This window comes from Ectothiorhodospira shaposhnikovii, from assembly GCF_022227765.1.
Classification (GTDB): Bacteria; Pseudomonadota; Gammaproteobacteria; order Ectothiorhodospirales; family Ectothiorhodospiraceae; genus Ectothiorhodospira.
This window is the reverse complement of the sequence record NZ_JAJMLZ010000006.1, coordinates 60,532-73,181: the sequence shown is the minus strand read 5'-3', so window position 1 is coordinate 73,181 and position 12,650 is coordinate 60,532. Positions and strand designations below refer to the sequence as shown.

Genomic DNA, 12,650 nt, shown 5'->3' with positions numbered 1-12,650 from the left:
TCAGGGTGACACGTTGACATTCAGGATCAACGACTCCTGAATGATGACATTGTGCCCTGTATTCTGAATGATCGAATTGATACCGTGGGCATGTTCCAGCACACCCATGTTGAGAATATTATCGCCACTGGAAAAGACACCCTCCATGGTGGTGTTGGACAGACCGGCATTGGACGTCATATTGCTCAGTTGCAGGGTCGCAATATCCTGTTTGGCCCTTTGCATTTCCAGCGTGCCCACATCCACCGCGGCAGGCAAGGAAAAATCATCCGCGTGGGCAGGCAGGAGCATGGCTGCACCCGCCATCAGCAGCAAGGCGGTCCCCGCATGGACTGTTCTTGACCTTCCGTACCCGAACATCCCGTCTACCTCCACACTCTGGGATCTGTTTTCAGCCGCGAACGGCGGACATGAAGCCCGCCGTTCACGCAGCACCTGAGTCATTGAGGGCTCAGGTCAGTCTCTCAGTTGCTGCCGCCACCATTACCCGGCAGACCCAGATGCGCCTGAACAGACACCTGCTGCTGCACCAAGCTGTTGGTACCGGCGTTCTGCGCCACTTGGGTGATACCCGCGGAGTTGCTGAAGCCACTGTCGCCGATCATGTTGGAAGCGGTGTAGTTGGCTTCCCCTTCGATATACAGATAGGTATCGGTCACCGCACCGCTCAGATCGTTCTCCGACACCACCATTGAGGCAATGTTGACATTGAAGGAATCGGCAACACTGTTATCAATGGTCGTCGTGGTCACGACACTGTTGTCGGAGTTATTGGAATTATCCGATGAGTTATTGCCGGAATCGGCAATATTGGTATTGAAGGAGTCATTGACACTGTTGTCGGAGTTATTGGAGTTATCCGACTGATTGTTTCCGGAGTCGGAAATATTGAACGAGTCGTTCACGCTGTTATCCGACTGATCGTTACCGGAGTCAGCCACGCTGGTGTTGACGGTGGTATTGATGCTGTTGTCGGACTGGTTGTTGCCGGAATCGGCAATATTGGTGTTGGTGCTGTTGTCGGAGTTGTTGGAATTGTCCGACTGGTTGTTGCCGGAGTCGGCAATATTGGTATTGACACTATTGTCGGAGTTATTGTTGCCGGAGTCGGCAATATTGGTGTTGGTGCTGTTGTCGGACTGATTGTTGCCGGAGTCGGCAATGCTGGTATTGGTGTTGGTGCTGTTGTCGGAGTTGTTGTCCGCCTGGCTGTTGCCCGAGTCGGCGATGCTGGTGTTGATGCTGTTATCCGACTGATTGTTGCCGGAGTCGGCAATGCTGGTATTGACGCTGTTATCCGACTGGTTATTGCCGGAATCGGCAATATTGGTGTTGGTGCTGTTGTCGGAATTGTTATCCGCTTGGCTGTTGCCGGAGTCGGTAATACTGGTATTGATGCTGTTGTCCGACTGATTATTGCCGGAGTCGGCAATATTGGTGTTGGTGCTGTTGTCGGACTGGTTATTACCGGAATCGGCAATATTCGTATTCAGACTGTTGTCCGAATTATTGGAATTATCGGAATTGTTCGAGTTGTCCGACATGTTATTACCGGAGTCGGCAATGTTGGTGTTGGTGCTGTTGTCGGACTGATTGTTGCCGGAATCGGCAATATTCGTATTCAGGCTATTGTCGGAATTGTTCGAGTTGTCCGACTGATTATTGCCGGAGTCGGCAATGTTGGTATTGATGCTGTTATCGGAACTGTCGTTGGCGGAATCCGTCCAGCTGTTGTTGCCGGAATCCGATGCCGTATTGTTGAAGGAATCCGTGGCAGTGGCGTTGAAGGAATCGTAAGCACCCTGTGCGTTTCTGTCGCCATCACCGTCACCGGGATTACCAACATCCGCCCATGCAGCGCCGGAAAGGCCGAATGCCAGGGCAACAGCGGCTGAAATCGCAGTCTTTTTGAAAGTCATCATGAAATCGTTCCTCCTCACATGGGCTTGGATGGATAGGCAGATCCATACGACCTGCCATACCCGGAGACACATAGAGCAAGGACCGAGCCAGAAAAGCAAAACACCAGGATTAATAGCGACTTAAGAAACCACCCCATACGGTTTTGAGGGACAGTACCGATTTTCTCTACAAGAACCGTCTCTATACTGTTACACCCTGACATCCCGTCAGCACGGTGATGCAGCGGTAAAGCCTCTGTTCATGCCGCTTTCCGCGTCTTCGGGCCGGGTGTAACAGCCACGATACATCACCGTCGACGCATCAGGTCCAGACGTCGCACGAAGTCCTTCATGATGGCCTGATACAACCCCTCCTTGAGTACCTCATCTTCCACGCCCGCATCCAGACTGGGGTTATCGTTCACCTCGATCACCATGACGCCGCGGTCGGTCTGCTTGATATCCACCCCGTACAGGCCGTCACCGATCAGATTGGCGGCCTTGAGGGCCGTCTTCACCACCAAGGGGGGAGCCTGATCCACCGGCAGGGTACGAAAGCCCCCCTGACGCAGGTTGCCCTTGGCCTGGTGGTTGACGATCTGCCAGTGTTTCTTGGACATCAGGTACTGGCACACATACAGGGGCTGCTTGTTCAGTATCCCCACCCGCCAGTCAAATTCCGTGTAGACGAATTCCTGGGCCAGGATCAGGTCCGACTCCTTGAACAGGCGCTTGCTGATATCTTCCAGCTCCGCCCGGTCCTCCGCCTTGAACACCCCACGGGAAAAGGACCCGTCGGGAATCTTCAGCACCACCGGATAACCGATCACCTCCTCGGCCGCCAGGATATTTTCCTTGCGCAGGATCAGGGTCTTGGGCGTCGGCACCTTCTGTCCCGCCAGCAGTTCCGCCAGGTAGACCTTGTTGGTGCACTTGAGGATGGAATCCGGATCATCGATCACCACCATCCCCTCGCTGTCCGCCTTGCGGGCGAAGCGGTAGGTGTAATGGTCGATCCGGGTGGTCTCGCGGATGAACAGGGCGTCGTACTCGGCCAGCCGACCGAAATCCTTGCGGTCGATCAGATCCACCTCCAGACCCAGGGCCTTGCCCTGGCGAACGAACTGGTTCAGGGCCGCCCGGTTCGACGGCGGCAGGTCCTCGTCCGGGTTCTGCAGGATGGCCAGATCGTACTTGAAGTTGCGCGGCCCCCTGGGCTTGCGCCAGGGGCGCTTGAGGTAGTTGTCCAGGGCCTCGAAAAAGGCCGTTTCCTGCTCCGGGGTCAGACTGTTCAGGGCCAGGGGCTTGATGGCATCGATGCGCCACTGGCCGACCAGCCTGAATTCCACCTTGAACAGGGGCGCCCGAAAAATGGAGAACAACTGCTGGCCGATCTCGTGCATTTCCTTGGGCGCACACTGGCCGAAGAAGACCGTCATTTCGAAGGCGGTGGGCTGCAGGCCGACGCGCTTGCGACCCAGCACCCGGGCCACCTTGCGATCGATGTCCTCGGTATCCAGGCTGTAGATGGATTTCCTGGACAGATCCTGCAGGGTGCGCACCGTGGGCACCACCTTGTGCTGACGGGCCTCCGCCAGCAGAGAGCAGTAATACCCCTCGCTCAGGTAGCGGTGGCTACGGCACAGGTTGATGACTCGCAAACGGGTATGACTGGAATACCTGGGATTGGTGAGGTAGTCCTCGGCCACCACCACGGGGTATTCGGGGAAATGGGGCTTCCAGTCCCCCGGCTGCTCGATGAGCAGGACGTGATCCGACATGAATAATGTTCTCCTTATGAGTGAGGGGGAGGCTCAGGAACGAGGATAGACCACCAGCACGGCCTTGAGCCCGGCCTTGCCGTAGCGGGCCATGCGCTCGAAATCCCGCTGCAGGATGGGCATGTTGATGGAATCCGTGGGGGTTTCACCGTTGTCGTAATCCACGAAGGGATCGTGCACATAGATGAAGTGATCATCAAACCCGGTCACCACCACCCAGTGGGGAAACTTCTCGCCGTAGATCTGGTAGGAACTGATCAGCACCACCGGAATGCCGCCGGCCTCGAAACGGGCCCGCAGGTCCGCCGCGCTCAGGGTGCCGTAGCGGAGCGGCACGCATCGCTCCCTCAGCTCGTCCAGCATGTCCTCCTGCACCAGTCGCATGACCTCCTTCTTTTCCTCGCTGCGCACGGAGTCCAGCAGGGGCATGCGCTCATCGCTCAGGGTCAGTTCCACGCCGAAGCCGCGATGGGCGGCGGAAAGCGCCAGCCCGAACGGGCCACAGCCGCCGTGTCCCGCGGTCATGAAAATGGTGGTGGCCTCCCGCCACAGGCGCAATTCCAGACGCCGGTCCATGGCCATGGACGCATCCAGCGCCTTCATGGCCATCATCAGCGAGGATGGCCCGCAGGTGAAATCCAGGGTCTGTTCGTAGAAAGGCACCCGCACCATGTCCGGACGCAGGTGAGGTGCCAGGGATTTTTCGTAGCGCCAGGCATCCATGTGGTCTTCGTAATAATCCCCGTACTCGCCGAAACGGCGATACTCCAGGGACTCGAACAGACGGATGGAGGCCTGATTGTCCTTGCGGATCTCCAGGCGCAGATAGGCACAGTCCCGCTCCCGGGCTTCCGCCTCGGCGGCCTCCACCAGTTGCCGGCCGACGCGCCGTCCGCGGGCCTCATCATCCACGGCAATGGAATACAGGCGGGCCATGGACGTGCCGCGACTGAACAGCAGCAGCACATATCCCAGAATCCCTTCGCCTTCGTCAAACACCAGGGTATGGGCCTTGCCCTTGGTCAGCAGGTAGCGAAACTGGCGGCGGGAGAGCCGGTCACTGGCAAAGCAGCGTTGCTCGATCGCCAGCAGGGCGGGGATGTCGGAAAGCCGGGCGGGGCGGATCACGGGAGGAGGACCAGGGCAGAGGGGCCGAAAAAGGCGGGAAGGGACAGCGTGAATTCTACACCCCTTGACCGCAAAACACAGGATCGACCCGGTTTCGCCGCCGCCGGGGGATGTCGGGCCAAAGGGGCTTCCATTAGGATATGGCCCTTTCCAATGCGCTTTTTAGGACGTCAAGGTATTGAAACACACCCCCATCGCCCCCCATGTCGCCTGGTTCCGCGACGCCGCCCCCTATATCAACGCCCATCGGGATCGCACCTTCGTGATCGCCTTCGGCGGCGAGGCGGCGCTGCAGCCGGGATTCGCCGCCCTGCTCCATGACATCGCCATCCTGCAGACCCTGGGGGTCCGGCTGGTCCTGGTCCATGGCGCCCGCCCTCAGATCGAGGAACGCCTGCGGGCCCGGGGGGCGGAAATCCGCTACGTCAACGGCCTGCGGATCACCGATGAACAGGCCCTGCGGGCGGTGAAGGATGCCGCCGGTTCCCTGCGGGTGGAGATCGAGGCCCTGCTGTCCATGGGGTTGGCCAATACCCCCATGTCCGGGGTCCGGGTACGGGTCTCCTCCGGCAATTTCGTCACCGCCCGCCCCCTGGGGGTACGTGATGGGGTGGACTACCAACACACCGGCGAGGTACGCCGGGTGGATACGGAGGGCCTGCGACGCCATCTGCAGTCCGGCGAAATGGTCCTGCTGCCGCCCATGGGCTACTCCCCCACCGGCGAGATCTTCAACCTCAGCGCCGAGGACGTGGCCATCGCCGCCGCGGTTGCACTCAAGGCGGACAAACTGATCTTTTTCAGCGACACCCAGGACCTGCGGGACGAGGATCAGACACCCATCACCCACCTCACGGCGGATCAGGCGGAAACCCTGCTCCAGGGACCCCGCGCCATTCCCGATGAGCTGGCCGCCCACCTGCGCAGCGCCATCACGGCCTGCCGTCAGACGGTGGAACGGGTGCACATCGTCGACCGGCGCCAGGACGGCGCCCTGTTGATGGAACTGTATACCCGGGAAGGCGCCGGCACCCTGGTCACCGGCGAGCGCTACGAACGGCTACGCCCGGCCCAGATCGAAGATGTGGGCGGCATCCTGGAACTCATCCACCCGCTGGAGGCGGAGGGCATCCTGGTGCGTCGCTCCCGGGAACAGCTGGAACTGGAGATCGAACGGTTTGCCGTGATCGAGCAGGACGGCATGATCCTGGCTTGCGCGGCCCTGTACCCGTTTCCGGAGGAGCAGGTGGGTGAACTGGCCTGCGTGGCGGTCCACGCGGACTATCGGGGGGGCGGTCGTGCCGAGATGCTGGCGGAGTATCTGGAGACCCGGGCCCGGGCCCTGGGCATTACCCGGCTGTTCGTCCTCACCACGCGCACCGCGCACTGGTTCCGTGAGCGGGGATTCGAGCCGGGTGAACTCAAGGCCCTGCCCATCAGCCGGCAGCAGATGTACAACTATCAGCGCAATTCCAAGATCTTCATCAAGCCGCTGCCGGCGGCCCGACGCAAACCGGGCTGATCAGGAGAAGCGCTCGTCCCGTTCATGCCGCTCCTGAGCCTCGATGCACAGGGTGGCAATGGGACGGGCCTCCAGACGACGCAGGCCGATGGGCTCGCCGGTTTCATCGCAATACCCGTAGCTGCCGTCATCGATGCGCCGCAGGGCGGCATCGATCTTGCCGAGCAGCTTGCGATAACGGTCCCGGGTGCGCAGTTCCAGACTGGCATCGCTTTCGCGGCTGGCCCGGTCGTTGGGATCCGGCTCCCGCCACTGCTCCTCCTGCAGGTTACGGATGGTCTGTTCCGACTCCTCCAGCAACGCATCGCGCCACTGCAGCAACTGACGACGAAAATAGGCCAGATGTCGGGGACACATGTAGGGCTCGTCCTCACCGGGGCGATACCCCTCGGGCAGATCGACGTTCATCACGGATCCTCGCTGCCGACAAGACCGGAAATGGTCAAGGGATCAAGTATATCCCCCATTTCCCGACGGGGGAAAAGACTTCAGCGTTTCCTGACCAGCGTGAGCCCGTCCCCGATGGGCACCAGGCTCAGGGTCACGGCCGGGTCCTCATGGACCAGCGCGTTGAAGGCCCTGATCGCCTCGGTTTCCGGGGCATGATCATCCGGGTCCGCCACCCGGCCGGACCACAGGGTATTGTCCAGACAGATCAGCCCGCCCTGGCGCACCAGCCGCAGACAGCGCCGATAGTAGTGAACGTAATTGGCCTTATCCGCATCGATGAAGGCCAGATCGAAGGTGCCGCACGCCCCGTCCGCCAGCAGGCCATCCAGGGTATCCATGGCCGGCGCCAGGCGCAGCTCGATGCGATCCCCCAGTCCCGCCTCGTTCCAGTAACGGCGGGCGATTCCAGTCCAGGCCGAATTGACGTCGCAACAGAGCATGCGGCCGTCCTCCGGCATCGCCCCCGCCATCCACAGGGCGCTGTAACCGGTAAAACTACCGATCTCCAGAATCCGCCGGGCCCCCATCAGCTCCACCAGCAGGGCCAGGAACTGCCCCTGTTCCGGCGCGATCTGAAAGTTGTGTTCGGGCAGACGGGCCGTTTCCTCCCGCAGACGCTGATACAACGAGGGTTCACGCAGGGAAACCGAGCGGAGATAGGCCTGCAGGCGATGATCCAGCTCCGTGGTGAGATTGGACATGCTCATTCTTCTCCAAAAAGCCAAGTTCCATGCAGCCTGTCAAGGCAGCGTCAAACTGTTCCGTTATACTCGGAAACCAACCTGCCGTATATGCATCAAATTGCCTGAGTATTGATGGAACCCGTTTGGGTCAAGGAGAAGTCGCTTATGAGCCTGAATGGACCCTTTGCCAGACCGCAGCGCGTGATTCAGATCACCGACCTGCATCTGTGCGAACACCCCGGAGACGTCATGAACTCCGGCGTCAACACGGATCATAGCCTGCGGCAGGTACTGGAACAGATCCGGCGTCTGGAAAAGGCACCGGACCTCATGCTGGCCACGGGAGACCTGGCGCATGACCCGGTTCCCGCCGCCTATCGCCGGCTGCGCACCCTGCTCAACCCCCTGCCCTGGCCCATCCAGTGTCTGGCCGGCAACCATGATGACCCCCAGCTCATGGAAGACGTGCTGTGCAAGGACAATCTCAGCTGCCGCAAGGCCGTGTCCCGGGGCGAATGGCTGTTCGTCAGCCTTTGCAGTGTCGTGGAAGGTGCGCCCCATGGTCTGCTGGATGAAGGCGAACTGGCCTTCCTGGACGAAGTCCTGACCCGACACCCCGCCCGTAATGCCCTGATCTCGCTCCATCATCCGGTGGTGTTCGTGGGCAGCCCGTGGATGGATGCCATCAACCTGCGCAACACCGAGGCCTTCTTTCAGGTCCTTGACCGCCACCTGCAGGTGCGCGGCGTGCTGTTCGGGCACGTGCACCAGCAGGTGGATCAAGTCCGCAACGGGGTCCGCCTCATGGGCACCCCCTCCACCTGCGTGCAGTTCGCTCCCCGCACCCGCAATGTCCAGCTCGACATCCTGCCGCCGGCCTACCGGCGCCTGCAGCTGCACGCGGACGGACGCATCGACACGGAAGTGGTCTACGCCTTCACCGAGGACGACGCCGACAGCGAGGCCCGCCCGACACCATCCCGGGAAAAGTCACCGGACCGGATCAGCATGGCCTGATCCGGCGGCGCGCTTCAGTCGCTGCCGTTCTGCCGTCTTACCGGCCGACTGGCATTGAGCATCAGCACCACCGAACGCGCCTGCAGGGGATAGACCTCGTGGCTGTGGAACATCCGGTGATCCGGCCGCGGCCCACGGGGATAGACCGTATCCAGCATCACTTCCCAGCGGGTACGGGCGGGTTCCGGCGGCAGCCGGAACGAGATCGGCTCATGCCCGGCGTTGAACAGCAGGATCATGTCCGTATCCCGCACCCGGCGCCCGCGTTCGTCATACTCCTCGAACAGGTCACCGGCGATGAACATGCCCAGGCTGCGGGCAAAGCCCTGCTGCCAATCCTCTTCCTTCATCTCCTCGCCGTCGGGGCGCAGCCAGGCCAGATCCTTCACCCCGGCCCCCATGATGGGGCGCCCCTGGAAGAAATGTCGCCGACGCAGGGCGGGATGATCCTTGCGCAGCCTGATCAGATACTGCACAAACGGGATCAGGTCCCGGGCATGCTCGTCCAGTTCCCAGTCCACCCAGGACAGGGGCGCATCCTGGCAGTAGGCGTTGTTGTTGCCACGCTGGGTACGCCCGCGCTCATCCCCCGCCAGCAACATGGGGATGCCCTGGGACAGGAACAGGGTGGCCAGCATGTTGCGCTTCTGCCGCGCCCGCAGATCCAGCACCTCCTTGTCATCCGTGGGCCCTTCCGCGCCGCAATTCCAGGACAAATTGTGATTTTCACCGTCCCGGTTGTCTTCCCCATTGGCCTCGTTGTGCTTGTGGTTGTAACTCACCAGGTCTTCCAGGGTGAAGCCGTCATGGCAAGTGACGAAATTGACACTGGCATAGGGGCGACGACCATTGGATTCGTAAAGGTCCGATGAACCCGTGAGGCGATAGGCCATGTCCCCGATCAGTCCGTGTTCGCCCTTCCAGAACGCCCGCACGGTATCCCGATAGCGGCCGTTCCATTCGGTCCAGCCCACCGGAAAGTTACCCACCTGATAGCCGCCCTCGCCCAGATCCCAGGGCTCCGCGATCAGCTTCACCTGGGACAGGACAGGGTCCTGGTGGATGATGTCGAAGAAGGCCCCCAGCCGGTCCACCTCGTGCAGTTCGCGGGCCAGCGCGGAGGCCAGATCGAAGCGGAAGCCGTCCACATGCATCTCCTGCACCCAGTAGCGCAGAGAATCCATGATGAGCTGCAGCACCCGGGGATGGCGCATGTTGAGGGTATTGCCGCACCCGGTGTAATCCATGTAATAGCGGCGATCTTCCGGCACCAGGCGGTAATAGGCGCTGTTGTCGATGCCGCGGAAGGACAGGGTCGGCCCCAGATGACTGCCCTCGGCGGTGTGGTTGTAGACCACGTCCAGGATCACCTCGATACCCGCCGTATGGAGGGTCTTCACCATGGTCTTGAATTCGTTCACATGACCGGAGGCGCAGTAACGCATGTCCGGGGCAAAGAACCCCATGGAGTTGTAACCCCAGTAGTTGCGAAGGCCCTTTTCCACCAGATGCCGATCATCCAGAAAGGCATGTACCGGCATGATCTCCACCGCCGTCACCCCCAGACGCTGCAGATAGGAAATGACCGGTGCCGTGGCCAGGCCGGCATAGGTCCCCCGCAGGGCGGTGTGGACATGGGGGTGCAACGCGGTGAAGCCCTTCACATGCAGTTCATAGATCACCGTCTCGTGCCAGGGGGTACGGGGCGGCTTGTCGTCGCCCCAGGTAAAGGCGGTATCGATGACCTGGCACTTGGGCATGCCGGTGGCCGAGTCGCGGCGATCCATAAGCAGATCCTCCCGGCTCGAACCGATGCGGTAACCGAACAGGGCATCGCTCCAGCGCACCTGACCGTGAAACGCCTTGGCATAGGGGTCCAGCAGCAGCTTGTTGGGATTGAAGCGATGTCCCGCCTCCGGCTCATAGGGGCCATGGACCCGATATCCGTAGAGCAGCCCGGGGCGGGCTTCGGGGAGGTAGCAATGAAAGACCAGATCCGTCTGCCAGCGCATCTCGATGCGCTCCAGCTCCCGCCGACCGTTGGGGTCGAACAGACACAGCTCCACCTTTTCAGCGTGTTCCGAAAACAGGGCGAAATTCACCCCTTCACCGTCCCAGGTGGCCCCGAGCGGATAAGGACTCCCGGGCCAGATCGCCCAGTTGGAATGGGGCATGCAGCATACCTTCCGCACCCAGCCGGGTGCGCGCTTGAAACGTACGGATATTGCCCTGCAGTATAGGGTCCGGCGGAAACCCTCCGCAATCGCGAACCCTGACTTGGCGAAGCCGACAGGCATGCAATAATGGATGGCTCCTCCGGAAACCGTGCCGCCGAACCATGAAAACCAGTGCCGCTCCCAATACCCGACGCGCCGACCTGCACGCCTGGCTGCGGGGGATGATCGGGGAAGACACGCCCATGCCCCGGCTGCTGTCCGCCGACGCCAGCTTCCGCCGCTATTACCGGAGCTGGGAATACAACCGGAGCTGGGTGATCATGGACGCCCCACCGGATCGGGAGTCCGCCGGCGACTTCGCGCGCATCGCCGGGATCCTGCTTGAACTGGGACTGAGCGCCCCGCGCATCCATGGCCTGGATACCGGGCAGGGCTTTCTGCTGCTGGAGGATTTCGGCGATCACACCTTCAGCCGTGCCCTGGCCGACGGTGCCGACGAACACGGACTCTACCGGCTGGCCACCGATACCCTGATCGCCCTGCACCGCGGCTGGAGTCATCACCATGCCCACCAGATCGAGACCTACAGCGAATCCGTGCTACTCAACGAGGCCCTGCTGCTGGTGGACTGGTACTGGCCGGAAGCCATGGGCGACCGCTGCCCCGATCCGGTCCGCCACGATTTCATCACCGCCTGGCGGGGCATCCTGCCCCAGACCGGTGCCCTGCCCCATACCCTGGTGCTGCGGGACTACCATGTAGACAACCTGATGGTCCTTCCCGGTCGCCAGGGGGTCGCCGCCTGCGGTCTGCTGGACTTCCAGGATGCCCTCATCGGCTCGCCCGCCTATGACCTGGTGTCGCTGCTGCGGGATGCCCGGCGGGACGTGGACCCCGGTGTGGCCGAAGCCATGATGGCGCGCTACCGGGACGCCTTCCCCGGCCTGGATGCCACGGCCCTGGACGACAGTTTCTGGATTCTGGGCGCCCAGCGCACCACCAAGATCATCGGCATCTTCACCCGGCTGTGGCGGCGCGATGCCAAACCCGCCTATCTGCGTCACCTGCCGCGACTGTGGCGCCTGCTGGAACAGGAACTGGCCCATCCGGCCCTGGCACCGGTACGGGCCTGGTATGACACCCACCTGCCCCACGCCCATCGCCTGGCCCTGTCCCGCAACGGCATGCACCAGCCCTGGGAACCCTCGCGCATGAGGGGGCCGGCATCACTCCTGCTGCCTCAACCGCCGGATCCGTCGACGGGGGAACCGCGCTGATGCGCGCCATGATCCTCGCCGCGGGGCGCGGCGAACGCATGCGCCCCCTCACCGACCACACGCCCAAGCCTCTGCTGGCAGTCGGCGGCCGCCCCCTGATCGAACACCATCTGCTGCGACTCCAGGCGGCCGGCTACCGGGATATCGTCATCAACCTGGCTCACCTGGGAGAACAGATCCGCACCCGTCTGGGGGACGGCAGCGGCTGGGGCCTGCGGATTCGTTATTCCCTGGAGCAGACGGCCCTGGAAACCGGTGGCGGGATATTCCAGGCCCTGCCCCTGCTGGGCGAGGACCCATTCCTGGTCATCAACGGCGACGTCTGGAGCGATCACCCGCTCACCCCGCCCGTCCTGGCCGCTGATGATCTGGCCCACCTGATCCTGGTGGACAACCCGCCGCATCACCCCGAAGGGGACTTCCCGCTTCGCAACGGGCGCATCCCGGCCACGGGTGAACCCCGCTTCACCTTTGCCGGCATCGGCTGGTATCGGCCGGCACTGTTTGCGGACTGTCGGCCGGGACGCTTCCCGCTGGCTCCCCTGCTGCGCGCGGCGATGGTCCGTGGGCGGGTCGGCGGCGAGCGTCATGCCGGACTCTGGCATGACGTGGGGACGGTGGAACGACTGCGGGCGCTGGATGACAGGCTCGGTCACCCACCGCAAGACTGGCCGCCCCCCCTCGATACGGGCTAGAATTTCGGGCTACCAAGGA

General features: G+C 62.0%; 11 protein-coding genes. 4 read left to right on the top strand and 7 right to left on the bottom strand.

The window, feature by feature from the left end:
• From LQD11_RS09405 to LQD11_RS09390, 4 genes are all read right to left on the bottom strand, one after another.
• A complete protein-coding gene (locus LQD11_RS09405) occupies window positions 1–444 on the bottom strand; it encodes a hypothetical protein (protein ID WP_238617314.1) in 444 nt (147 codons plus the stop codon).
• A 20-nt stretch (window positions 445–464) separates the two neighbouring features.
• Window positions 465–1,922 (bottom strand): hypothetical protein, encoded by a 1,458-nt coding sequence (locus LQD11_RS09400; RefSeq protein WP_238617313.1) that lies wholly within the window; start codon window positions 1,920–1,922, stop codon window positions 465–467.
• A 287-nt stretch (window positions 1,923–2,209) separates the two neighbouring features.
• Window positions 2,210–3,682, bottom strand: a complete 1,473-nt coding sequence (locus LQD11_RS09395; protein WP_238617312.1) for a RimK family protein — start codon at window positions 3,680–3,682, stop codon at window positions 2,210–2,212.
• Window positions 3,683–3,715: 33 nt separating this feature from the next.
• Window positions 3,716–4,810, bottom strand: coding sequence for a GNAT family N-acetyltransferase/peptidase C39 family protein (locus LQD11_RS09390; protein WP_008931934.1), 1,095 nt, complete (start codon window positions 4,808–4,810; stop codon window positions 3,716–3,718).
• A gap of 178 nt (window positions 4,811–4,988) precedes the next feature.
• On the opposite strand from LQD11_RS09390, the gene argA reads away from it, so the two are divergent.
• Window positions 4,989–6,332, top strand: coding sequence for an amino-acid N-acetyltransferase (gene argA / locus LQD11_RS09385; protein ID WP_238617311.1), 1,344 nt, complete (start codon window positions 4,989–4,991; stop codon window positions 6,330–6,332).
• Here the strand turns inward: argA and dksA are convergent, their stop codons facing one another.
• Window positions 6,333–6,740, bottom strand: coding sequence for an RNA polymerase-binding protein DksA (gene dksA, locus LQD11_RS09380; RefSeq protein ID WP_008931932.1), 408 nt, complete (start codon window positions 6,738–6,740; stop codon window positions 6,333–6,335).
• 80 nt (window positions 6,741–6,820) lie between these two features.
• A complete protein-coding gene (locus tag LQD11_RS09375; protein WP_238617310.1) occupies window positions 6,821–7,483 on the bottom strand; it encodes an O-methyltransferase in 663 nt (220 codons plus the stop codon).
• Window positions 7,484–7,630: 147 nt separating this feature from the next.
• Here LQD11_RS09375 and cpdA point away from each other — a divergent pair, with 147 nt between their 5' ends.
• Entirely contained in the window at window positions 7,631–8,482 is an 852-nt protein-coding gene (cpdA, locus tag LQD11_RS09370) for a 3',5'-cyclic-AMP phosphodiesterase (protein ID WP_238617309.1), read from the top strand.
• Between the two features lie 14 nt (window positions 8,483–8,496).
• On the opposite strand, the gene glgX is transcribed toward cpdA, so the two are convergent.
• A complete protein-coding gene (gene glgX / locus LQD11_RS09365; RefSeq protein ID WP_238617308.1) occupies window positions 8,497–10,656 on the bottom strand; it encodes a glycogen debranching protein GlgX in 2,160 nt (719 codons plus the stop codon).
• A gap of 164 nt (window positions 10,657–10,820) precedes the next feature.
• Here glgX and LQD11_RS09360 point away from each other — a divergent pair, with 164 nt between their 5' ends.
• Window positions 10,821–11,936, top strand: coding sequence for an aminoglycoside phosphotransferase family protein (locus LQD11_RS09360; RefSeq protein ID WP_238617307.1), 1,116 nt, complete (start codon window positions 10,821–10,823; stop codon window positions 11,934–11,936).
• Window positions 11,936–12,631, top strand: coding sequence for an N-acetylmuramate alpha-1-phosphate uridylyltransferase MurU (gene murU, locus LQD11_RS09355; RefSeq protein WP_238617306.1), 696 nt, complete (start codon window positions 11,936–11,938; stop codon window positions 12,629–12,631). The genes LQD11_RS09360 and murU overlap by 1 nt, the downstream gene beginning before the upstream one ends.
• Window positions 12,632–12,650: the final 19 nt, after the last annotated feature.